Source organism: Sporolactobacillus sp. CQH2019 (assembly GCF_028765345.1).
Taxonomy (GTDB): domain Bacteria; phylum Bacillota; class Bacilli; order Bacillales; family Sporolactobacillaceae; genus Sporolactobacillus.
Genome location: NZ_JARAJZ010000008.1, coordinates 138,644 through 160,275, shown reverse-complemented (window position 1 = coordinate 160,275; position 21,632 = coordinate 138,644). Strand labels below are relative to the sequence as shown.

Genomic DNA, 21,632 nt, shown 5'->3' with positions numbered 1-21,632 from the left:
GGCAAACTGATTTTTATCCTGATCGGCCGGGGTTTGTCTGTCTTTTTCAGCCGCTTTATTCTGCAGGCCTTCTACCGGCAAACACGTCCGAAAGACAAAAAGCCGCACAGCAAAGGGAGAAAACGGTTCTGTTTTTGCAGCCTGATCCGAACTCTGCCCGTTCTTTCAGGCCGGAAAGCGGATGAAAGCCGTCATTGCGGATTTGAGGCCTCGTCAAAAGCGGCTTCCAGCGCTTTTCGATAGCGGAGGGTCTGTTCTTCGCTCCAGGATAATCGGGCAGCCAAAAAATCGATGACGTGTTCCTCCCATTCCCTGGCCCACTCGATGTTAAAGAGCGTCGTACCTGTTCTTCGCGTGAAGTAGTCGACTGGCAAAACAGCCATTTCCTCCGTCACAGCATATTCGAGCGTCGCGTAAATAAGCGGCGGGAGATGGTGCGCCTCCGCTTCGTCACGATGCGAACGGATCAGTTCCAGCAGCAGATCCGTATTGGTTCCGTATTTGCAGGCCAGCCAATGTGCTTCCGCTTCTGTCAGTCCCAGCCCGATTCCTTCCGCGGTTTTCTTCTTAATAAAAGCCGGAAAATGCTCCGCCCCGCCGAAATGGCCGCCGGACAGTTCCACCTGTTTTGTTTCGCATGCCGGATAGTCCTTTGCAGTTTCCCTGTGCAGCTGGCCGACGACTTCATCAACCACACGTTCCGCCATCTTCCGATAACCGGTCAGCTTGCCGCCGGCTATTGAAATCAGTCCCGATTCAGAAAGAAAAATTTCGTCTTTCCGGGAAATTTCGGAAGGAGACTTGCCCTCTTCCTGGATCAGAGGGCGAACGCCGGCCCAGCAGGACTCGACATCGCCGGCCGTCAGATGGACGGACGGAAACATGCCGTTGATCGCTGCAAGGATATAATCCCGGTCCTCCGCCGCCGGCTTGGGATCGATCGGTTTGTCTGTGTAGGTCGTATCCGTGGTACCGGCATACACTTTTCCTTCGCGGGGAATGACAAAAATCATCCGTCCGTCTCCGTTCGTTGTGTCAAAATAGAGAGACTGATCCATCGGGAAGCGCTTGCCGTCAATGACGATGTGTACGCCTTTAGTCAGATGAAGATGCTTGCCTTTCTTTGAATGATCCCTTTCACGGATGGAATCCACCCACGGGCCGGCGGCATTGACAATCTTATTGGCATAGATACTGTATGTCCTGCCTGTCAGGCGGTCGGTGACTCTGACCCCGGTCAGCCGGTGTCCCGAACTGTAAATCAGATCGTCGACTTTCGCGTAATTGACGGCGACAGCACCCCGTCGGACGGCTTCTTTCATGACTTCGATCGTCAGCCGGGCATCGTCCGTTCTGTATTCCACATAATAGCCGCTCCCTTTCAGCCCTTCCTTCTTTAAAAGCGGTTCTTTATCCAGTGTCTCGCTCCGGCTGAGCATGACCCGGCGTTCGCTCTTTTTCACACCCGCCAGATAATCGTAAAGTTTCAGACCGAGCGAGGTAGAAATTCTGCCGAAAGTTCCATGTTTATAGATAGGCAGCATCATTTTCTCGGGACTCGTGACGTGGGGCGCATTTTCATAGACAACGGCCCGTTCCTTGCCGACCTCCGCGACGATTCTGACTTCCAGCTGTTTCAGGTAGCGCAGCCCGCCATGAACCAGTTTCGTCGACCGGCTCGACGTGCCGCCGGCGAAATCCTGCATATCGGCCAGCCCGACTTTCAGTCCGCGCACCGTAGCGTCGAGAGCAATGCCGGCACCGGTAATGCCGCCGCCGATGACAAACAAATCGAGCGGTCCGTCCGCCATTTTATCAAGATACTGTGTCCTGTTCAATGTGGAAAAAGCCATCCGTTCATCCTCCGTTTTTTCAGATTAAATAAAAGCAGACCGCCGGTATACCCCGGTTTCCTGAAAATGACGGATTCTTCGGGCATACTCAGCGGCCGCTCCAGATTCATGACCGATTTATTAACTTTTACATATTCCATTCTCCCGCAAGTCCTTGCAAAATACCAATGAATTGCTCTCAGTCGGCATTCGTAACCGGATTCTTATCGGCAGCGGCCGGCTTAAACACCCGTGTTGCTTCCACTGCCTTTTTCCAGCCGCTGTAAAGTGCCGCACGTTTTTCCACACTCATCTGCACATGAAAGTTTTTGCCCAGTTTCCATATTTTCGCGATCTCGCTGCGGTCTTTCCAGATACCGACGGCAAGCCCTGCCAGATAAGCGGCCCCCAGCGCCGTGGTTTCACTGTTTGTCGGCCGTTCGACCGGTACGCCGAGAATATCGCTCTGAAACTGCATTAAGAAATTATTCAGCGAAGCGCCGCCGTCCGCCCGCAAGGTTTTCAGCTTGATTCCGGAATCTTCCTCCATCGCATTCACCACATCTTTGGTCTGGTAGGCGAGCGATTCGAGCGTGGCCCGGATAAAATGTTCTTTGGTCGTCCCCCGTGTCAGCCCGAATACCGCACCCCGGGCATCACTGTCCCAGTATGGCGTTCCCAGACCGACAAATGCCGGCACGAGGTAAACGCCTTCGGACGATTTGACCCGGACGGCGTACTCTTCGCTTTCCGGCGAAGTCTTAATCATCCGCAGGCCGTCGCGCAGCCATTGGATCGCCGAGCCGGCGACAAAAATACTGCCCTCCAGCGCATAGGTGATTTTGCCGTTCAGGCCCCAGGCAATCGTCGTCAGCAGGCCGTTCTTCGAGCGGACGGCATGTTCTCCGGTGTTCATCAGCATGAAGCAGCCGGTTCCGTACGTATTTTTCACCATTCCTTCATCGTAGCAGGCCTGGCCGAACAGGGCGGACTGCTGATCGCCGGCAATTCCGGCAATCGGCACTTCCGCTCCGAAAAAGTGATACGGAATCGTTTTGCCGTAAACTTCGGACGAAGCATGGACTTCAGGAAGCATTTTTTTCGGGACGCCGAGCATATCCAGCAGTTCATCGTCCCACTTCAGATCATAAATGTTGAACATCAACGTGCGCGAAGCGTTCGTATAATCCGTAACATGGACGCGTCCGCCGGAAAGTTTCCAGATCAGCCATGTATCGATCGTACCGAAAAGCAGTTCGCCGTTCTCTGCTCTTTGTTTTGCGCCGTCCACATGATCCAGAATCCATTTCACTTTTGTTCCGGAGAAATAGGCATCAACCAGCAGCCCGGTCTTGCTGCGGACCATCGGATCATACCCTTTCTCCTTCAGTTCTTTGCATATATCCGCCGTCTGGCGCGACTGCCAGACAATCGCATGATAGATCGGATGGCCTGTTTCTTTGTCCCAGACAACGGTCGTCTCCCGCTGGTTGGTGATGCCGATTCCGGCAATTTCCTGCGGATCGATTTCGCTCGTGGACAGAGAGTCGGCGATCACTGCCAGAATGGACGCCCAGATCTCATTGGCATCCTGCTCAACCCAGCCCGGAGTGGGAAAAAATTGTTTAAACTCTTTCTGCGAAGTCTGAACTATCGCACCGTTTTGATCAAAAATCATTGCCCTTACACTGGTCGTTCCCGCATCAAGCGCCATAATATATCTTTTCATTGCTCATTCTCCTCTCATCTTGATGATTATTGACCCGCAGCGGATTCCTGCGCTGAAACGGTTTCAATCAGCCGCTTTCGTTCACTGACAACGGCTGAAACAACAATAACGGCGACAATCACAGCAAATATCCAAAAAGCAGGTGTCGTTGTGCCGGTAAAAAATGTCTGATAGAACAGAGCCCCGAAAACACCGCCGATGATCGGCCCGAATACGGGGATCCATGCGTATCCCCAATTCGATCCGCCTTTCCCCGGAATCGGCAGCACGGCATGAGCCAGCCGCGGGGCAAAATCACGGGCCGGATTAATTGCATAGCCTGTCGTCCCGCCCAGCGACAGCCCGATGACGACAATTAGAAAACCGACAATCAGCGGATTCAGACCGAAGGCGAATTTATTCGCTCCGATCGACATAATGCCAACGACAAGTACAAATGTTCCGATCACTTCGCTGAGCAGATTCGACCACTTATGCGGAATCGCCGGGCCCGTGCAGAAAACGCCGAGCTTTACGGACGGGCTGTCCGTCTCACGCCAGTGCGGGAGATAGTGGAGATAAACGACGCAGCCGCCGAGGAATGCTCCGATCAGCTGACCGGCCAGATAAGCCGGCACCTTGCTCCATGGAAAAGCGCCCACAGATGCAAGCCCGAGCGTCAATGCGGGGTTGAGGTGCGCGCCGCTGAAACGGCCCACTGCGTATGCGCCGATTGCAACCGCGAGTCCCCAGCCCAACGCGATGACAATCCAGCCGGATCGATTCGCATAGGATTTCTTCAGATTCACGCCGGCGCACACACCGTCTCCAAGAATAATCATGATCATAGTGCCGATTAATTCGCCCAAAAAACCGGACATAAATGCCCCTCCCTTTCATCCTCCGATGAAATCAGGCATAAAAAAACACTCCAGAAAGATGCATGCATTCCAAGAAACGCATGAATAAACTGAAGTGGAGTAACCCGATCTCAACATCCAGAGATTATGAATTAACTTTTCGTAACTAATGATAATCCCTGGTGAAAACGCTGTCAATAATGAGAGCGGAAATTATTTATTTTTTTTTCAGCTTCCTAAAATGATTCCATTGAACCTCTGCCTTTTTACATGAAATCCCACAGCTCTTTGTTCGATGTCGAGACAGCGACCGCTCCCGCGTTAAATGCGTTTTCTACTTCCTCTCTTGTACGGATCAATCCGCCGGCGATCACGGGGATGCCCGTTCGGCGGCGAACCTCGCCGATCATAGAAGGAATCAGCCCCGGAAGCACTTCGACCATATCCGGCCGCATCTGATCGAGCTGGCGATAACTTGTTTCAATCGATCGCGAGTCCAGCAGGAAGATTCTAAGGACCGTGACGAGGCCCCGTTTCTTCGCGACGTCAAGCATCGCGCTTCGCGTCGAAATAATCCCGGCCGGGCGCACATCCTGACAGATAAATTCCGCGGCATAGAGATCGTTCTTCAATCCCTGAATCAGATCGGCGTGCAGGAACAGATGTTTTCGGTGCCGCTTCGCCATACGAACCATCTCAGCAATCTGAGAAACATAACTGTCGAGAACAACAATAGAACGAATCGGCATTTCAAGCAATTTCTCGTAATCTTTCATGTTATTGACTGCCGGTATCACACTTTTTTCCGCAAATAGCATCCTTCATACAGCTCCTTTCGGCCGTTCCTTATCATAGCACACTTAAATATTCTCCTTAAGCGCCGGCCGGGCCTTCTCCGGCATGATTGAATCAAAAAAGCCTCATCATTATTCGATGAGGAAGCCGGATACGGAAGCCCCGGCTTTTCCTGCTTTTTTTATACGGAACGTCTGATCGGCAGACAGCCTGCTCCCGATCAGACGGCCTGCTTTGCCCGTTCATAGGATTCGGCCAGAATCTGCATCGGATGCTTCACGGCTTTGTCCGTCAGCTGATCAAGCTGATTTTTACACATGCCGCATTCCGTCACAGTATAATCCGCATTGAGTTCTTCGACGGATTGAGCCATTGCACGGCCGAGTTTCATCGATACATCGTATTTCTCTTTTTTAAAGCCGAACGTGCCGCATTGTCCGCAGCAGCCTGCGCCCAGATCCTGAACGGTGTATTCGGGGATGAGTTCCAGTATATCCATGGCCGGACTGCCCATCCCCTGATCTTTCATGTGGCAGGGCGCATGATAGCCGGCCGTTTCTTTCAGCGGCGCCAGATTCATGTTCAATTCTCCGTTTTCTTTCAGCATCCGCAAATATTCGCCGGCATCGTACACGTGCGCAGCCAGTTCTCGCGCTTCATCGGTCCCGTCGATCGACAAATATTCCTTTTTGAGCGCAAGGCTGCAGCTCGTACATGTCGCAACGACATCGTACCCCTGACGTACGTAGGGGAGGAGGCTCTTAATATTATAATCCGCATTTTTCCGTGCCTGTTTCATACGGCCGTTGGCCAGCATCGGAATGCCGCAGCATTTCTGACAGGGCCTGACGACTTCAATGCCGTTGAACTTCATCACCTTGACAAAACTCTCAGCCACTTCCGGCGCGTTGTATGTTGCGTAACAGCCGACAAAATAAGCAACTTTTCGTTTGCTGCCAGCCGTTTTATTCTTGTATATCCGCTTAAAATTTTTGAATCGATAGCTTGGAAAACGGCGGTCTTCGGGAATGTCCATCATTTTGTCCATCATTTTGCGTATGGGCTTCATCTTCATGGCCAGGTTGGTAACAGGGGCAAAGGCGGAAGCCATTTTACCGACCAGCTCCGCATTGCTTAAAACAAAATCACGAAAACCGGATCCTGATTTTTTGGTATGAATCGCTTTTGCATAGGCCGTCAGAGTCGAAATATGAACATTTTCAGGGCAGGAAATATCGCAGTTGCCGCATAATGTGCAGAATTCGATCCGTTTATCGTCAATAATCTGCTGATTGTCGATCAGCCTTTTTAATTCCGGACCCATATGCTTCGGGCCGCCGAAATCAAAGGTCACAGCGGAAACAGGACAGCTGGCAACACAGGCATTGCATTTCAGACATTTATCATAGCTGGTCTCCAATTGATTCAGATCAAACATTTTCGACGCCTCCCGCAACGGAGCGGCGAAGTCCGGATACCGCCTCATAACTGGACAATAGGGTGTACGCGCCGCCGACGATTCCCGGGCCTGCCGTCCGCTCTCCCCTGCTCGCACCCGCCGGATGCAGATTGATCGGAGGACGGACTGCTTTCCCGGATGCATCCGTTTCAAGATGCAAGGCGCACTCTTTTATTCCCTGCGAAGTGACTTCCAATCCGCCGCCGAGAATGCCGCCGGTCGCCAGAATAAAGTATTCGCCGCTCAACTCGCTCACGCGGCCCGGCGTTTTGATCTTCACAGATTTGATTGCTTCTCCGTCGATACTGGCTCCGACTACTGTCGTATCGCTGTAGAAGCGGACACCCGACCGGACGGCGGCCCGCTTCAGCCGTTCGTAGAGGCGGACGGCCGTTGCATTCGGCGGCAGGCCGGGCGCTTCCGTCACTCTTGCTCCGAGCTCGATATGAAACTGTCCGATTGTTTCTTCCCATCTGTTTTCCCCAAGAGAAGCAGGAAAAATGAAAAGATCGGGCCGGCCGATATGTTTTTGAGCCATCTGTCTTTTAATCTGCCGAATACAATCTTCACGAATATCTTTACGATCGAGAAGCCGTGCCGCGTCCAGCTGAGTCATCAGGCGCTGTGAATGCATTCCCAAATGGATCCTGATCGATTCAACGGACAGCTGCGGGCGTTCTCTTCGCAGATTTTCCCGGACAAAGAGCGGCTGAAAATCGGCCAGTTCGTCAAACCCGACGACAATCGCCGATCCCCGGTCCGGGACCGGAACAACGGTTTGCGGGTACAAAGCCGTGCGTTTGACGCGGCCCGATCCGGTCACAATCGGTGCAGGATCTTCTATGTCGCCCGTATAAGGATAACCCAATCGATTCATCAGTTTTTGAAACTTTCCGACCGCCTCCGCGAGCTGCAATTGCTGCCGCGGACCGACGTGGTAATGCTCCGTCCACTCTTTCAGTTTTCCGTCCGATCCCGGAATGAGATCGATCACTCCGGTCGACTGCATGATTTTGCCGGCGCCGGCCGCCACCAATGCCGTTCGGCGCCCTTCTTCTCTTGCCCAGATGGCAGACAGCAGACCCGAGAGCCCTTGTCCGATAACGACCACATCATACATGTTGCTGTTCCTCCTCTCTGAAGCCTAAAGAAACCCGGTAGATCGTCTTCATTAAGCACAGTTGCCGGGCGGTTTCCCCCGTCGCGACGACGCCCATTCCCTTTTGCCTTTCAGCAACGGCATCAAGAAGTGCGCGGTCCGCTTCCCCGACCGTGGCCCGCCCTTTTTCAACGGCGAGAGCACTGGCCCGGAAATTACAGAACGTTCCCTGGCACGGCCCCATCCCGAGACGGGTCCTGCGCCGGATATCGCCGAGGCGGAAGCTGCCCTTTTCAGGCATCGCCGCCTCAATTTCCGCCCAGGTAACCTGCTCGCATTCGCAGACAATGTGGCCCGACTCCTCATCCTTCAGAGAGGACTCGATCCTCGCCGCGCGCACACCGGCCCAGTTTTTCAATTTATGTCTTGCCGCCGGTGCGAGATCGGCCTGATCGAACGCGTCCTTTCTCCTTCTATCCGGAATCGGTTCTGTATCCGTCGTGCACTTTGCCTGAATACCCAGTTTTTTACAAACGAGGTCGGCTGTCTTCTCTGCCATGAGCCGGAATGTCGTCAGTTTGCCGCCCGTAATCGTTATAAATCCGTCCAGTCCGTCGCGCTCACGATGATCGAGCAGAGCCATTCCCCGGGTTACGTCTCTGCCGCCGGAATCATGGCCGGCGGATTCCTGATAGAGCGGACGGCTGCCGCTGTAGGCACGGATCAGGCGCATCTCATTGATCGCGGGAATGATGGTCTTCCCGGCGGCCAGCATACGCTCCAGTTCAGGCCTGCTCAGGGAAAAATCGTTCGGATCTTCCGTGTTGATCCCGGTCGTGCCGAAAATCGTTACATCGTGAGCCGGGACAAAAATATCTCCATCGCCCGGCATGCGCAAGCGGTTAATCACCCGCTTATTAAAACGGTGACTGAAAACAACCAGCATCCCTTTATTATTGATAATCTTTAGCGGCACTCCGGCCATTTGAGCAATTTCCATCCCCCAGGGTCCGGCCGCATTGACAACAACGTCGGCACGGATCTCTTTTTCGGTTCCGCTGAGCAGATCGCGGATGCGGACGCCGGCAGCACGGCCCTGTTCGATCAGCACGTTCGTTACTTTGTGATAAGTCAGCGCTTTTGCTCCGCGGCGGACGGCATCGGCAACCACATCCACCAGCAGGGTAAAATCGTCCACGGCTCCGTCGGGCACACGAAAAACAGCCTGAATCTTTTTGTCCAGATAGGGCTCTTCCTGCAGTGACTGCCCGACCGGGATTTCGTCAGCCGGTATACCCAGTTTTTTACAGGATGCCAGCCACTTGCGCGCATATTCATCATCGTCTTCCGGCACTTTGACAAACAGGCCTCCTGTCCCTTCGATGGAACCGGGAACCGTTTTTTTCAGAATCAGATTTTCATGATAACTTTCCGCCGCTGCTTCCGGATCACGGACGGCATAACGGGCTCCGGAGTGCAGCAGCCCGTGATTCCGCGTCGATGTTCCGTGACCGAGATCTCCCTGTTCGATTAAAACGGCCTTGATCCCGCGTAAAGCCAGGTCACGGAGGATTCCTGCGCCGGTGATTCCTCCTCCGATAACAGCCACCTGTGTTTCCAATCTTTCTTCCATTTCTTCTCCCCCACTTTCCCCGGTTTTCATAGGTCCCGGCACAACTTCCTCCAATCAGTCGATTAAACTCTCGGGATGCCGATCCATACGGTAAAATGTAAGCGGATTCACAAATAGAGCGGATCGGCGCTCTGCCGGACTCAGGCCCGACAAAAAAGCACAAAAAAAGCCACAGAAAACACGCCTGGGGTTCGCCCCTCGGCAGTTTTCAAGGCTTTTTCCATATCTCCGAGCCACTTATTATATTTTCCATTTCTATGATACATCAAAAGGCTCTGCCGGTGATAAAATATCGGCTGCAAGTTTTGAACTTTTGATGAATTTTACATAACTTTCGTTTAATAACATGGTTACAAAATAAAGAAGCAGGTGAACGGCCCCATTCGCCGCCGGAATGAAATGAGCCACCGGTTGTGCCGCGGCTTAGAAAGCTTGGCTTCATCCGAATGAAGCCTTTGTTGCGTCAGTCGGTGCAGCTGCAGGACAGAAGGCTGCGTTTATACTATAAAGGCTCTGTACTTTTAACACAAAAAAAGCGGCATCAGGCTGCCGCCTTTTTTGCTTCGTATGAGTGAGAGGAGAGTGGAACGGCGCCGGTCTGAAATTCATATCCATTTTCGGCAACCGTCATGAGGAAGAAGATAGTGATTTACAGGCTGCAGGAGAATCTTTCGGACGCTGAATGCCGGGCGCTACACGGTCCCGGGTCCTCGCCGGCCACGTGATTCTGAGCTTCGCCCCTCCGGCACTGTACCTGACTTCTTTTTGTTGAACCGGACAAGACCGTTTGGCCGGTCGAGCCGCTGGAAAACATACATCGCTTTCAGGCGCTGCTTCAGGCCTCGTGATCTCTCGTTCATCGGCGGATCATTGCTGCTGCAAAAAACAATGACGCGCCGGCAAATGTTCAGGGTGAGTTCTTTTACAAGTATTTGCCGTATCTGGGTTCCCCGCTTCGAAATTCCCGGCCGGCGGACAGCTCCCTTATTCAGTGCCGGCCGCTTCCTGCCTATTGATCATAACCGGACAGCCATGGGCGTGCAAAGCCGCAGATTACGAATTATTGCCGCATCCAGGGCCGTTCTTCTTTTATTATTTCATTTTCAGCAAGGTAAAAATAGCATTTTTAATCATTTCCACCCTTTTCGATCTCATGAATAATCAATCCGGAAAGGAAATCATAGCCGGCACTGGAAAAATGCAAGCCATCGGCCTGCAGCATCGGCCTGTAATCCGCTTTTTCCAGCATACGGCGCTGCAGATCGACCAGCGCACTTCCCGTTTCCGCAGCAACGCGCCGAACCGCTTCGGCGTATATTGAGATCCGGCCATTCGTTCTTTTTCCCTTCTGCCTTTCTTCAATGACCGGGGAAGGGGTAATCAGAATCGTCCTTCCGCTTCCGCAGCTCTTGGCCATGATAGTCATATTGTCCATAAATTTTTCTAGAGAGATCCCCTTATGAAGAGAAGAATCATTAGCGCCGAATAAGATCGTCACCCGGTTATAATTCCGGCTCAGGACATCTTTGTCGATTCTTGTCAGCGCCTGCTCCGTCGTTTCCCCGGGGACGCCGGCGTTGCGGATCAGCCATTTAAGTCCTTTTTCCAGCCTTCTTGTCAGTGCGGGCCGTTCCCTGCTGCCGTCCCAGCCCGCGGTAATGCTGTCCCCGAAACAAATTAATTTTTTTTTCAAAGTTTATTTCCCTCATTTCAAGATTCATCCGTTACCGCCTGATGAAAAGCCCCGTGGCCGCTCTTTTCATCCGTTATTTTACACGTTTCGCCGGCTGATCTCCAATCATTGAGGGGACGGTTGCGCACGATCTGTAACGCCGTGCGCAACGAATTTTTTGATTCTGCCTGCTTTCTCCCTTTATAATAAATAATAAAGGGAGAATGAAAATTTTTCAGAAAACAGAGGCGATCTGTTTGGAAAGAACGACAATTTCGGGAACGATGCAGTAGCCGCGCGTTGCTCCCGGAAGGTGGGCAATCGGAGAATGGATGCGGGGCGGACGACAAAGAACCGATACGGCTCCGACCTACGGACAGGGACACGCCGAGAAGGTTGGCAGCCGGGCACTGAAAGAATCCGGAAAGCGCGGCGACAGGGGGGGATCGCGCAAAGGTCTGCCCTGACTGGGCCGGAACGGATCTGCAAAGAGATCGACGACTCGCTGACCAGGCCTGACACGGATTATATCGATATCTATCAGGTTCACCGGCCGGACCCCGCCCGTTCCTATTGAAGAAACGGTATAAGCAATGGGCGGGCTGTACAAAGAGGGTAAAATCCGTGCCAGCGGCGTCAGCAATTTTACGGCCGAACAAATGCGGCATTTCGCAAAGCTGCGCCGATCCACACCGTTCAGCCCCCTTAGTCTATTTGAAAGAAAGATCCTGCCTTACAGTCAGGAACACGAATTAACGGCACTCTATCTATTACGGGAATCTGTGCAGAGCCCTGCCGAGCGGAAAAATGGCGGGAGACCGCACGTTCACAGGGGACGATCTCCGGCTTGCCGCTCCGAAATTCCGAGCACACCCATTTGGTGCATTACCTCGCAGCCGTGCAGGATCCGGAAAATTATGCGGAGGAACGCTATAACAGATCCGCTCGCGTGCCGGCCATCCGCTGAATTTTCGATCAGGGCATCGCTCGGCGGCGCACGCCATCCCGAGCCAATCACGGCGGCGGCCGAAGCGGCGGATTTCAAACGGGACGAACAGGCATTGGACGCTATCGACAGCATTCTTGAAAGGCATATTAAAAAAGCCATTAAGCTCTGAGCTTATGGCTTCCCCGACTCGCCGGGAATATGAACAACACCGCGGTTAAAGAACGTCTTTCTCATTTATTCCATCGATTTCATTGGCCGGCAGCGGGTGCTGCCGGGCAGCGCTATTATTTGCCGGTTTTTTAAACTGTTTACCGACTCAGTCCTCTTCGAAGAAACCGGCCGGAACATCTGTGCAGACAGCCGGCTGCCTTTACACTCCATCATAATCATCGAAAGGTGCGATTCCGAATATGGAAAAAGAAGATACTGCTGCCCAGACAGCATTGATGCAAAAGCAGCAGCATAAAAAATTGACCGTTCATCAACTTATTCTGCGTTTTTTATTAATTATCATCGGTGTCACGCTTGATGCAATTGCTCTTGAGGCCTTCCTCGTTCCCAATAAAATCATTGACGGCGGAGTAGTCGGCATCTCGATTATGCTCGCTCAACTGTCAAGTCTGCCGATCGGCATTTATTTACTGGTCATCAATCTCCCCTTCTTTGTGATCGGCTACAAGCAAATGGGGAAAACATTCACCATTACATCCATTGGCGGTGTCACTCTGCTCGCCGTCCTGACCTCTCTGTTCGGCCGGATTCCGACATTTACCCACGATCTGCTGCTCGCCGCTGTGTTTGGCGGAGTGATTATGGGAATAGGGGTCGGCCTGATCCTCCGAAACGGCGGTTCCTCCGACGGCACAGAAATCCTCGCTGTGCTCTTTAACGAAAAGGTTCCCTTTTCCGTCGGTGAAACGGTCATGTTTTTCAACATTTTCATTCTAGGTTCAGCAGGTTTTGTTTTCGGCTGGAACTATGCCATGTACTCATTGATTGCCTACTTCGTTGCATTCAAGATGATCGATGTGACGACGACCGGCCTCGAGTCCTCTAAAGCGGTCTGGATTATCAGCGACCGCCATACCGAAATCGGCGATGCGCTCAACGACCGGCTCGGGCGAGGCGTCACCTATCTGAACGGATCGGGGGCCTACACCGGGGACGACAAAAATGTCATTTTCACCGTTATCAGCCGTCTTGAGGAGGCAAAAGTAAGAAGCATCGTCGATTCGCTTGATAGAAACGCCTTTCTCGCCATCAGCGACATTCATGACGTCAAGGGCGGCCGTTTTAAAAAACGGCGCATTCACTGACGGGCAGGCATTTTCCTGCCCGTTCCGGAAAAGATCGTACTACCGGAACCGGGCTTCGACCCGTTTCCCTTTTTTGGCCAGATGAGCGGACACGACGACCCAGCCGGCGTTAAGAAAGAGGAGCGCGCTTGTCGAAAAAAAGACATACTTCATCCCGAATTGGGCAGCCATATGTCCGCCGAGCAGCGCTCCCCCCAGAGTGCCGAGAAACTGGGCCGACTGATTATAACCGAACAGCTGGCCGGTAATAGCTGGCGGAGCCATTTTCTTGACGATGGTATTAATCGACGGCAGGATGCCGGCAATCGCCAGGCCCATCAGGAAGCGAAGACCCATCAGCTGCCACGGGCTGGAGACAAAAGCCTGGGGAATGAAAATAAAACCGATAAAAATCAGTGCACTAAGCAGGACGCGGCGCGGGCCGATCCTGTCGGACAGCTTGCCGAGCAGCGGTGCGGAAATTACGCTCGCCAGTCCGGCGGCAGAAACAACGATTCCCGAAATCATTTCAAGATTCCGGGAAGAAGGCATGAGGATCTTTACGTACACAGTGATAATCGGCTCAATCGACATATTGGCCAATTGAACCATGAACGTCGTGATAAACATAGCGACAAACATGCCGGGGCTGGGAACGATCTTCCATACCTCGCGAAAGGACGGCATTTTTTTCTCTGTACGGACAAATTTTTCTTTGATAAAAAACAGCGAGGCGAGAAATGCGCAAAAAAGCAGAATGCTTGTGTCGATGAAAACCATGCGCATCCCCATGAATTGCGAGAGGAAGCCGCCGATCAGCGGGCCGACCAGCGAACCGCCGATGCCTCCCGTCGAAAGCATGCCGAGCGCCCAGCCTGAATGGCTTCTCGGAGTCTGAGTCGCAACAAGAATAATGGAGGCGGGAATGAACCCGGAAACCAGTCCCATAATCAGGCGCAGTGCAAACAGTTCATAGACATTCTGCACAAAGGCCATGGACAGCACGACCAGGCTCATGCCAAGGCCGGCGCGGATCAGCATCGGTTTTCGTCCGTATTTGTCCGCAAGCGATCCCCAGATCGGCGACACAATGGCCGACACGAGAAATGTCGCACCAAAAATCAGACCTGCCCATCTTTCGATATCCGACGTATTATGGACCCCAAGTTGTTCAATGAAAAGCGGAAGAAACGGAACAATCTGGCTCATCCCCGCTGCCGTCGCAAATGCGCCGAACCAGCATACATAGAGATTTCTTTTCCATAAAGGAAATGACATGAAAAAAACACCTTGCTTCTATTTTCCAAAGCTTTATAAAATGACTTTGTCGGCTTTTGAACACAGCCTTTTTTAAATTGTAAACAGAAAGAAATAACGCCCTGTTCGTAAGAAGGGCACTTTTTACACAGTCTTAATAATAGACACAACTGTTCATTTAAACCAATATATATATTATTATAAAAGCATAGGTCGTAAGCTATATAATAGCTGTTCATAACCGGTTTCAACCCCAGCCAAAAGGAAGGATGTATGATGGAGCTGCTCCAGCTTAAATATTTTCAGACCGTCGCCCGCCTCGAACACATGACGCGTGCCGCAAAGGAACTGTCCATTGCGCAGCCGTCCCTGAGCCAGACGATTAAACGTCTTGAGAACGAAATCGGCGTTCCGCTTTTCGATCGGAAAGGGCGCCGCATCAAACTGAATAGTTATGGCAAATTATTTTTAAAAAAGGTGGAAACGGCCCTGTCCATTCTGCAGGAAGGCAAACGGGAAGTGTCCGACCTCGCGCAGGTGAAAAATGACCGCATTGCTCTCGCCGTTATGAGAACGCCGATTGTTCCCGATCTGCTCAGCAGTTTCCGTAAAAAGCATCCTTATGTCCGTTTCCGGGTCAAACAGATTTCCCGCGACACCGTTAACAGGCAGCTGGAAAACGGAGACATCGATATCTGCATCACACCTTATTATCGTGAAAGAGAAAGCCGGTTCAGCTGGCGGGAACTGATGAACGACGAGATCTATCTTGCCGTGCCGAAATCACATCCTCTGGCTTCGGAAGAAAGCGTCAGCCTCAGAGAAATCGCTCATGAACCCTTCATTCTGAAGTCAGGAGGAGCATTCCGTGAAACAACAGATGCTTATTGCCGGATGGCCGGGTTTCAGCCGGACATCGCTTTTGAAGTCGATGATTCACTTTCAATCCGCGGTCTCGTCAGGGAAGGGCTGGGCGTGGCTTTTTTTTCCTCGCTGACCCTGCGGACGATCAGGGATTCGTCGATTGTCCCGCTAAGAATCAGTCAGCCGCACTGTTTCCGCACCATCAGCCTCGTCTGGAACGAGGACCGTTATCATTCGCCGATTGCCGCGCAGTTCCGGCAATTCGTTATCCACTATTTTGCGGCCCTGAATCATTCATAATCAGGCAATGCCGTACGCGGCTGCAGCGTCCGCCTAAAAAGAAAAAATCGGCAGGCCGGGCCAGACCGCCGGCGAGCCTTCGTTTTTCTAATACTGCATTCCGCTCATCTTTTTATACTTTTTTATTTGTATAAACTTAGACAGCCCGATTCCGCCTTTCGACCTGCGCCTTTTTTTTCTGGCTTCTCCATCCCGAATACAGAACGGCTGCAATAATGACAATGATGACGGGCCACTTCACCCAGGCCTCCAGGCTGCCGAGCAGATTAATGAAGACCGGCTCGGCAAACAGCATCCGTCCCGCGGTCAGAGCAAGGATGGCCGCGCCCAGAAAAACAAGCCACTGGAACCGATTGATCAGCGCCAGGATGATCGCGCTGCCGCCCATAAGAAGCGGGACGCTGATCAGCAGGCCGAAAATAACAAGAAGCGGGTCGCTCTGTGCGGCTCCTGCCACGGCCAGCACGTTATCCAGGCCCATCAGCGCGTCGGCAACGATAATTGTGCGGACGGCCGCCCAGATACTGGTTTCCGCCTTGACCTTTTTCTTCTTTCCCTTGTCACTTTCCGGGCGAAGAAGGCGATAGGCAATCCAGATCAGCAGCAGGCCTCCGACAAAATGAAGGCCGGGAATCATCAGCAGATAGACGACGATCAAAGTACAGAGTGCACGCAGCACAACCGCCCCTGCCGTCCCGTAAAGAATGGCGCGCGAACGCTGGCGGTCGGGGAGCCGGCGGGCAGCCATCGCGATCACAATCGCATTGTCTCCGGCAAGAAACAAATCGATGCCGACGATGATAGCAAGAGAATACCAGAATTCCGGTGTCAAAAACTCCATAAACAAACAGTCCTCCTGTCATGTTATCTGAACCATTCAAATGAAACAACGGATGACCGGTCTCTCTTAAGAAAGCGCCGGTCAATCGGCCCCATACGGCAACGGGCTGTTTTCTCAATAAAAAGACAGCCGCTCCACCGTCTGATGGAAAGGCTGTCTGTATTTAAAAACCTTTGCCCATTTCATCCGATCGAGGCAAAGGTCTCGCCAGCAGCATGACTGCTGCCAAAGAAGGCCGGGGATACTCCCGTAATGACGGCGCTTCTTTGCAGGCTACTCCCCTTTTATAGAGAGATGATTCATTTGTTAAGATTATCTTATAATAATTGTTCCGTTCTGTCAATGAAAATTTTCATCCTATTCATCCGGAAAAAGATGATTCCGATAAGCATAGATAGCCGCCTGCGTGCGGTCTGAAACGCCTAGTTTTCCGAAGATGCTGCTGACATGCGTCTTGACTGTCTTGATTCCGATAAATAACAGCATGCTGATTTCGGCATTGCTCTTTCCGGACGCAATCAGCCGCAGGACCTCGCGCTCCCTTTCTGTCAGCTGTTCGAACGGCTGCGGCTCTTTATGCAGACCCGCGACGAGCTTCCGCGCCACTTTTCCGTCAATGACCGTCCCGCCCGCGTGGGCCTTGCGGATGGCCTGTATAATTTCTTCCGCAGATGCCGTTTTTAAGAGATAGCTGATTGCTCCCGCTTCGATAGCCGGAAATACTTGCGCATCATCATAGAAACTTGTCAGAATAATAATTTTTCGTCCCGGATCCCTCGCCAGAATAGTCTTCGTCGCTGTAATGCCATCGCCGTTTTCCATGATCAGATCCATCAGAATGATTTCGGGTGCGATTTTTTGATCAAACAGAACCGCTTCCTTCCCGTCGGATGCCTCACCGACCACTTCGATGTCGTTTTCCGTCGACAGAAAGGCTTTCAGCCCTTTTCTTACCATATCATGATCATCGACAACCATTACCCGGATTTTATCCATCTTGGCCAACCCTTTCTTCTTGTATCGGGACACGGATATGAATGGAAGTTCCTTCCCCTTCCTGCGTCGTCAGTATAAAGTGTCCGCCGATTTCCTCTGTCCGCTCGCGCATCGTTTTCAGTCCGTAGGACGCAATCTTTTCTTTTGCCGGATTAAAGCCGCGGCCATTATCAAATATGTTCAAGACAACGGATTGCTCCTTCGCATAAAGCGTCAGCCTGACTTTTGTCGCCTCCGAATGTCTCAGCGCATTGGAAAGGGCCTCCTGGCTGAGCAGGAACAGATGATTTTCGATCCCTTTCGATAAGCCGGCAATCGGATCGACCGAAGCTTCGAAGTGAATCGGCGTCTTGCCGTCAAGCTCGGCGATCAGACGCTCAAGCCCCTTATCAAGCGACTCGCCGCGCAAACGGACCGGACGCAGATGAAGCAGCAAGGCGCGCATCTCCCCCTGTGCTTTGCCGGCTATATCCGATACATCCGCTATATTTTCGGCAGCCTTGTCCGGATTGGTGAAAACCGATTTTTTCGCCGCCGACGCAAACATGGACAGGGCAAACAGCTGCTGGCTTACCGCGTCGTGCAAATCTCTCGCGATCCTCTGCCTCTCCTCGATCACCGCCGCATTCCTGACCTTTGCATTGATCTCGACATTTTCATTGATCAGTTTTTGCAGAAATTTCACCTGTGTATCAATCTTATCCGCTAGTTCGTTCAGCGATTGTTCGACCTGCGAAATTGTTCCTTCGCTCTCCGTTTTTATCCGGGCGGATAATTTTCCGGACGAGAGCGTTCTGACAAACAGATCGATGTTCTCGATCCGATTCTTGATCAGGCGATAATCCTTTGTAACGAGCAGTGTCCCGATAAACAGATTGATCAGAAAGCTCAGGAAAAATGCCAAGGCACTGATCAGCAGCCCGTGAGGGTCGGAAATATAGAAAAAAAACAGCTGCAGCATGCCAAAAAGCAGCACGGAGGAGAAAAAGCTCGACGCGATCTGAATTTTAGCGACCCGGATTCGATAGTTGGACATTGGCTTCACACCTGACTGATCGTCAAATCGATCACTTGAAAATCAAATTTAAAATCAATCCTGCGGACCGCCTGATCGTAATGGACCGTTTGATAATCGATATTTCTCAGGCTGCCGCTCTGTTCATCGCCGTCAATTCTGACATCGCCGACGGTCGCTCTGACACTGACCCGAAAGGGAACGTCCTCGGGAACAATGATCTTGATGTCCCCGACCCAGCCCGATATCGTGACCGGAATGGTTTCTTCAGGAATAAAGGCTTTTGTAAAATCGAAATTGTAGTTCGCGATTCTTACCCGCTCATGGACCGGCCGGGCCTTCCAATTTTCTTCCTTATACGACGCATCACGGATAAAATGGAATGTCCTGTCCGGCCGATCATCCCAGAATCGATTTTCCTCACCGTCATCCATAAAGTTGCGCATTCTGTGTATTCTGTTCCTATGTTTCCTGTGCGCGGTCGTCAACGGTTCTCCGAACAGCATCATCAGTCCAAAATAGACGACCAGATACGGCCACAGTTTCCAAAAATCCCGCCAGGTAAAAACCAGCAGTCCCCAATTGCCTGCCAGAATCAGGCCGCCGTATATCAGAAAGAACAGTCCCCAGAAAAAGCCCGGCCTTTTTCGGTGCACCAGCGGCACAATGATCAGCAGCATGCCTAATAGAATGAATAGATAGGGCAAAATTTCGACGGGCATCGCCATTATTCCCGGGGAAATAAGATTCAGACTGCTGAGAAGCCAGTAACACCCGAGCAGTATCACCATTAAGGCGATTAAAATTTTACCAAACGGCATTCAGCTCAATCCTTTCAGTTAGGAAACCTCTATTCCTACTATATAAAGAGCCATTGCATATTTCCACAGACTGAAAGCGTTTTTTCCCTCCGCCTTGAGACGGATTAGCAGCAATGAGATTCGCCCTCTCTTTTCCATAATGCAGCGGGTCCGATCGACCCTGAATCACCGGACGGCCTTCTAGCGAACGTCTTCTTTCTCAAGCCTTTGTTTGGTATAGGCCACGGTGAACAGCCAGCCGGCCGCCATTCCGGCAGCAAGAAAAAGCAGGAACCCGATCGGGCTGCGGCTGCCGAGCGCACCGGCGAGACTCATAATCAGGCTCTGCAGCGCAAACAGTGAAAAGATAAGCTTGAGGAAACTCCTTCTCCTGAGGCGTCCGGCGATCGGATACAGGCCGGCCAGCGCCTGCGGAAAGGGATGATACCACAGCGGCAGCAGCTGCAGACCGGTCAGATAAACGAACGCCGCCGTTGCAAGCGCCGTATAATAGCCGTTATTGACAAAAAAACAGACGAGCGCCCCGATTGCGGTGAGTCTTAGATAAATGCCGAAATAGTCGTCCGCGCGCAGAAATGTCTTAATAAACAGCTGTCGGTAGACGCTTTCTTCGTCAAATGAACGTACAGGGAAAAGGGCACTGATCAGCCTTCTTGCTTTGACGCGGTGCCTTAGGCGCGGTACGTCTGTAAAAAGGTTGGCAAAGCGGAGAAACTGCATTTCCTGTTTATTATCCATATCGATGACCCGATCCCATTTTAAGAGGGAGCGGCCGGACGGACGGCGGAACAGGAAAATGCTGGAAAGCAGCATGGCAGCCGCACAGACGGCCGGCACTGCCAGGTTCAGTCCGCCTGCAAAACCGTATAAAAACAGGAATGAAAACCCAAAACGAATGATTTTCAGCGGCACGGTGCCGTCGATCGACTGTTCCTGCCAGCGGCAGTCGATGTTCCAGCCCTTGACTGCAATCGCCGCGGCGGCGACAATCCAATAAGATGCGGCGCCGGCGGAACTCTTGGCGTAAAGCGGCGCGCAAATCAGCAGAAAAAAAATAAGAAACAGGCTTTGAAAAATAAAGCTGTACATTCTGCTCATTCGGAAATAGCCGCCGAGTTCCGCTTCAACCGGAAGCAGGAACACCTTGTCCGCAGGCTGCATAAATGTGCGGATCGGCGAACGGACGGCAGGGACGGACAAAACGGCGGTCACCGCCAGGGCCGCAGGAAAAGCTTGCGGCAGAACGTCAAGCCAGCGTTTATAGTAAAACCCGCCGATAATGACGGCCGCATAAAGAACAAACATCAGGCCGCTGTTTTTGCCGATCAGATTCCAATAACGCAGCTGCATTTGAAAATTGTCGGCGCGGCGCCGGCGCCAAAGCCGGATCAGTTCAGCCATTCTGTCCTCCCCCTTGCCACAGCCAGATAAATATCATGCAGCGATGCCCTGTCGTCGCCGTAGCGGCGCCTGATTGTATCGATCGTTCCCTGAATGGCGATTCTGCCCTCGTGAAGAATAATAAACCGGTCGCAGTACTGTTCAGCCGTCGACAGGATATGAGTCGACATCAGTATCGCCGCTCCGCGGCGTTTCATATCCTCCATCAGATCGAGAAGAGACTGGATTCCGAGCGGATCAAGGCCGACAAAAGGTTCATCGACGATATACAATTCCGGCCGAATCAGAAAGGCACACATGATCATCACCTTCTGGCGCATGCCCTTCGAGAAATGAGTCGGAAACCAGTGCTGCTTCTTCTCCATGTGAAAGAGTTCCAGCAGACGGCCGCTCCGTTCCTCATAGGTCTTCCTGTCAAGGTGATAAGCCATTGCGCTCAGTTTCAGATGTTCTTCCAATGTCAGCTGCTCATACAGTTCAGGCATCTCGGGGACATAGGCCATTTTCTGCCGATAGGCGAGCTTGTCCTCATGGATCGTCCGTCCGTTGACCCGGATTTCGCCCGCGAACGGCTGAAGCAGGCCGAGAATATGTTTGATTGTCGTGCTCTTGCCTGCTCCGTTCAGGCCGACCAGGCCGACAAGTTCGCCGGCTTTCATTTCAAAAGAAACATCGTGCAGCACAGGGCGCTGTCGCGAATAGCCGCCGCTGAGATGCTCCACGGTCAAGATTGTATCCATGTGTTCACACCTGCCGTTTATTTACTTTGAATAAGTTTAATCTTTTCTTCTTTTACCAGTCTAACAAAAAAAAGCACCGGCCGTAAATGTTCTGA

The 21,632-nt window shown here is 52.1% G+C and carries 19 protein-coding genes; 4 read left to right on the top strand and 15 right to left on the bottom strand.

Annotated features, from left to right (window positions below):
- Nucleotides 1–191: 191 nt before the first annotated feature.
- From OYT88_RS12980 to OYT88_RS12945, 8 genes are all read right to left on the bottom strand, one after another.
- Nucleotides 192–1,853, bottom strand: a complete 1,662-nt coding sequence (locus tag OYT88_RS12980; RefSeq protein WP_274400591.1) for a glycerol-3-phosphate dehydrogenase/oxidase — start codon at nt 1,851–1,853, stop codon at nt 192–194.
- A 178-nt stretch (nt 1,854–2,031) separates the two neighbouring features.
- A complete protein-coding gene (gene glpK, locus OYT88_RS12975) occupies nt 2,032–3,561 on the bottom strand; it encodes a glycerol kinase GlpK (RefSeq protein ID WP_274400590.1) in 1,530 nt (509 codons plus the stop codon).
- Nucleotides 3,562–3,587: 26 nt separating this feature from the next.
- The gene (locus tag OYT88_RS12970; protein ID WP_274400589.1) at nt 3,588–4,421 is read right to left on the bottom strand and encodes an MIP/aquaporin family protein; all 834 of its coding nucleotides are present in this window, start codon (nt 4,419–4,421) and stop codon (nt 3,588–3,590) included.
- Between the two features lie 245 nt (nt 4,422–4,666).
- A complete protein-coding gene (locus OYT88_RS12965; RefSeq protein WP_274400588.1) occupies nt 4,667–5,218 on the bottom strand; it encodes a glycerol-3-phosphate responsive antiterminator in 552 nt (183 codons plus the stop codon).
- 197 nt (nt 5,219–5,415) lie between these two features.
- Nucleotides 5,416–6,633, bottom strand: a complete 1,218-nt coding sequence (locus OYT88_RS12960) for an anaerobic glycerol-3-phosphate dehydrogenase subunit C (RefSeq protein ID WP_274400586.1) — start codon at nt 6,631–6,633, stop codon at nt 5,416–5,418.
- Nucleotides 6,626–7,774 carry an FAD-binding protein gene (locus OYT88_RS12955; protein WP_274400585.1) on the bottom strand — a complete coding sequence of 383 codons (1,149 nt, stop codon included), beginning with the start codon at nt 7,772–7,774 and terminating at the stop codon, nt 6,626–6,628. Before OYT88_RS12955 ends, OYT88_RS12960 begins: the two co-directional genes overlap by 8 nt.
- Nucleotides 7,767–9,386: an anaerobic glycerol-3-phosphate dehydrogenase subunit GlpA gene (gene glpA / locus OYT88_RS12950; RefSeq protein WP_274400583.1), complete on the bottom strand. Its 1,620-nt coding sequence runs from the start codon at nt 9,384–9,386 to the stop codon at nt 7,767–7,769. The genes OYT88_RS12955 and glpA overlap by 8 nt, the downstream gene beginning before the upstream one ends.
- 1,126 nt (nt 9,387–10,512) lie before the next feature.
- Entirely contained in the window at nt 10,513–11,079 is a 567-nt protein-coding gene (locus OYT88_RS12945) for a GDSL-type esterase/lipase family protein (RefSeq protein ID WP_274400582.1), read from the bottom strand.
- Between the two features lie 307 nt (nt 11,080–11,386).
- Between OYT88_RS12945 and OYT88_RS20945 the strand changes: the two genes are divergently transcribed.
- The 3 genes from OYT88_RS20945 to OYT88_RS12930 all read left to right on the top strand — a co-directional run bounded on the left by OYT88_RS20945 (nt 11,387) and on the right by OYT88_RS12930 (nt 13,323).
- Nucleotides 11,387–11,635 carry an aldo/keto reductase gene (locus OYT88_RS20945; protein ID WP_274400581.1) on the top strand — a complete coding sequence of 83 codons (249 nt, stop codon included), beginning with the start codon at nt 11,387–11,389 and terminating at the stop codon, nt 11,633–11,635.
- A 340-nt stretch (nt 11,636–11,975) separates the two neighbouring features.
- Nucleotides 11,976–12,176 (top strand): hypothetical protein, encoded by a 201-nt coding sequence (locus tag OYT88_RS12935; RefSeq protein ID WP_274400580.1) that lies wholly within the window; start codon nt 11,976–11,978, stop codon nt 12,174–12,176.
- A gap of 241 nt (nt 12,177–12,417) precedes the next feature.
- On the top strand, nt 12,418–13,323 hold the full coding sequence (locus OYT88_RS12930; RefSeq protein WP_274400579.1) for a YitT family protein: 906 nt from the start codon (nt 12,418–12,420) through the stop codon (nt 13,321–13,323).
- Between the two features lie 39 nt (nt 13,324–13,362).
- On the opposite strand, the gene OYT88_RS12925 is transcribed toward OYT88_RS12930, so the two are convergent.
- A complete protein-coding gene (locus OYT88_RS12925; protein WP_274400577.1) occupies nt 13,363–14,580 on the bottom strand; it encodes a multidrug efflux MFS transporter in 1,218 nt (405 codons plus the stop codon).
- 255 nt (nt 14,581–14,835) lie between these two features.
- Between OYT88_RS12925 and OYT88_RS12920 the strand changes: the two genes are divergently transcribed.
- Nucleotides 14,836–15,723 carry a LysR family transcriptional regulator gene (locus tag OYT88_RS12920; protein WP_274400574.1) on the top strand — a complete coding sequence of 296 codons (888 nt, stop codon included), beginning with the start codon at nt 14,836–14,838 and terminating at the stop codon, nt 15,721–15,723.
- 136 nt (nt 15,724–15,859) lie between these two features.
- Here the strand turns inward: OYT88_RS12920 and OYT88_RS12915 are convergent, their stop codons facing one another.
- The 6 genes from OYT88_RS12915 to OYT88_RS12890 form a co-directional block, all read right to left on the bottom strand.
- Nucleotides 15,860–16,564, bottom strand: coding sequence for a TerC family protein (locus tag OYT88_RS12915; protein ID WP_274400572.1), 705 nt, complete (start codon nt 16,562–16,564; stop codon nt 15,860–15,862).
- Between the two features lie 357 nt (nt 16,565–16,921).
- Nucleotides 16,922–17,560, bottom strand: coding sequence for a response regulator (locus OYT88_RS12910; RefSeq protein ID WP_274400570.1), 639 nt, complete (start codon nt 17,558–17,560; stop codon nt 16,922–16,924).
- Entirely contained in the window at nt 17,553–18,596 is a 1,044-nt protein-coding gene (locus tag OYT88_RS12905) for a sensor histidine kinase (protein ID WP_274400569.1), read from the bottom strand. The genes OYT88_RS12910 and OYT88_RS12905 overlap by 8 nt, the downstream gene beginning before the upstream one ends.
- Before the next feature lie 5 nt (nt 18,597–18,601).
- Nucleotides 18,602–19,396 carry a cell wall-active antibiotics response protein LiaF gene (gene liaF, locus OYT88_RS12900; RefSeq protein WP_274400568.1) on the bottom strand — a complete coding sequence of 265 codons (795 nt, stop codon included), beginning with the start codon at nt 19,394–19,396 and terminating at the stop codon, nt 18,602–18,604.
- 180 nt (nt 19,397–19,576) lie between these two features.
- Complete coding sequence (locus OYT88_RS12895) at nt 19,577–20,797, bottom strand: ABC transporter permease (RefSeq protein WP_274400567.1); 1,221 nt, start codon at nt 20,795–20,797, stop codon at nt 19,577–19,579.
- Nucleotides 20,785–21,537, bottom strand: a complete 753-nt coding sequence (locus tag OYT88_RS12890; protein WP_274400566.1) for an ABC transporter ATP-binding protein — start codon at nt 21,535–21,537, stop codon at nt 20,785–20,787. The genes OYT88_RS12895 and OYT88_RS12890 overlap by 13 nt, the downstream gene beginning before the upstream one ends.
- Nucleotides 21,538–21,632 lie beyond the last annotated feature (95 nt).

Excerpts from the sequence above, each read along its gene's own strand:
- liaF (WP_274400568.1), bottom strand. The coding sequence starts at position 19,396 with ATGCCGTTTGGTAAAATTTTAATCGCCTTAATGGTGATACTGCTCGGG.
- OYT88_RS12970 (WP_274400589.1), bottom strand. The coding sequence starts at position 4,421 with ATGTCCGGTTTTTTGGGCGAATTAATCGGCACTATGATCATGATTATT.
- OYT88_RS12965 (WP_274400588.1), bottom strand. The coding sequence starts at position 5,218 with ATGCTATTTGCGGAAAAAAGTGTGATACCGGCAGTCAATAACATGAAA.
- OYT88_RS12980 (WP_274400591.1), bottom strand. The coding sequence starts at position 1,853 with ATGGCTTTTTCCACATTGAACAGGACACAGTATCTTGATAAAATGGCG.
- OYT88_RS12935 (WP_274400580.1), top strand. The coding sequence starts at position 11,976 with ATGCGGAGGAACGCTATAACAGATCCGCTCGCGTGCCGGCCATCCGCT.
- OYT88_RS12910 (WP_274400570.1), bottom strand. The coding sequence starts at position 17,560 with ATGGATAAAATCCGGGTAATGGTTGTCGATGATCATGATATGGTAAGA.
- OYT88_RS12925 (WP_274400577.1), bottom strand. The coding sequence starts at position 14,580 with ATGTCATTTCCTTTATGGAAAAGAAATCTCTATGTATGCTGGTTCGGC.
- OYT88_RS12920 (WP_274400574.1), top strand. The coding sequence starts at position 14,836 with ATGGAGCTGCTCCAGCTTAAATATTTTCAGACCGTCGCCCGCCTCGAA.
- OYT88_RS20945 (WP_274400581.1), top strand. The coding sequence starts at position 11,387 with ATGGATGCGGGGCGGACGACAAAGAACCGATACGGCTCCGACCTACGG.
- OYT88_RS12960 (WP_274400586.1), bottom strand. The coding sequence starts at position 6,633 with ATGTTTGATCTGAATCAATTGGAGACCAGCTATGATAAATGTCTGAAA.
- OYT88_RS12895 (WP_274400567.1), bottom strand. The coding sequence starts at position 20,797 with ATGGCTGAACTGATCCGGCTTTGGCGCCGGCGCCGCGCCGACAATTTT.
- OYT88_RS12905 (WP_274400569.1), bottom strand. The coding sequence starts at position 18,596 with ATGTCCAACTATCGAATCCGGGTCGCTAAAATTCAGATCGCGTCGAGC.
- OYT88_RS12915 (WP_274400572.1), bottom strand. The coding sequence starts at position 16,564 with ATGGAGTTTTTGACACCGGAATTCTGGTATTCTCTTGCTATCATCGTC.
- glpA (WP_274400583.1), bottom strand. The coding sequence starts at position 9,386 with ATGGAAGAAAGATTGGAAACACAGGTGGCTGTTATCGGAGGAGGAATC.
- OYT88_RS12955 (WP_274400585.1), bottom strand. The coding sequence starts at position 7,774 with ATGTATGATGTGGTCGTTATCGGACAAGGGCTCTCGGGTCTGCTGTCT.
- glpK (WP_274400590.1), bottom strand. The coding sequence starts at position 3,561 with ATGAAAAGATATATTATGGCGCTTGATGCGGGAACGACCAGTGTAAGG.
- OYT88_RS12930 (WP_274400579.1), top strand. The coding sequence starts at position 12,418 with ATGGAAAAAGAAGATACTGCTGCCCAGACAGCATTGATGCAAAAGCAG.
- OYT88_RS12890 (WP_274400566.1), bottom strand. The coding sequence starts at position 21,537 with ATGGATACAATCTTGACCGTGGAGCATCTCAGCGGCGGCTATTCGCGA.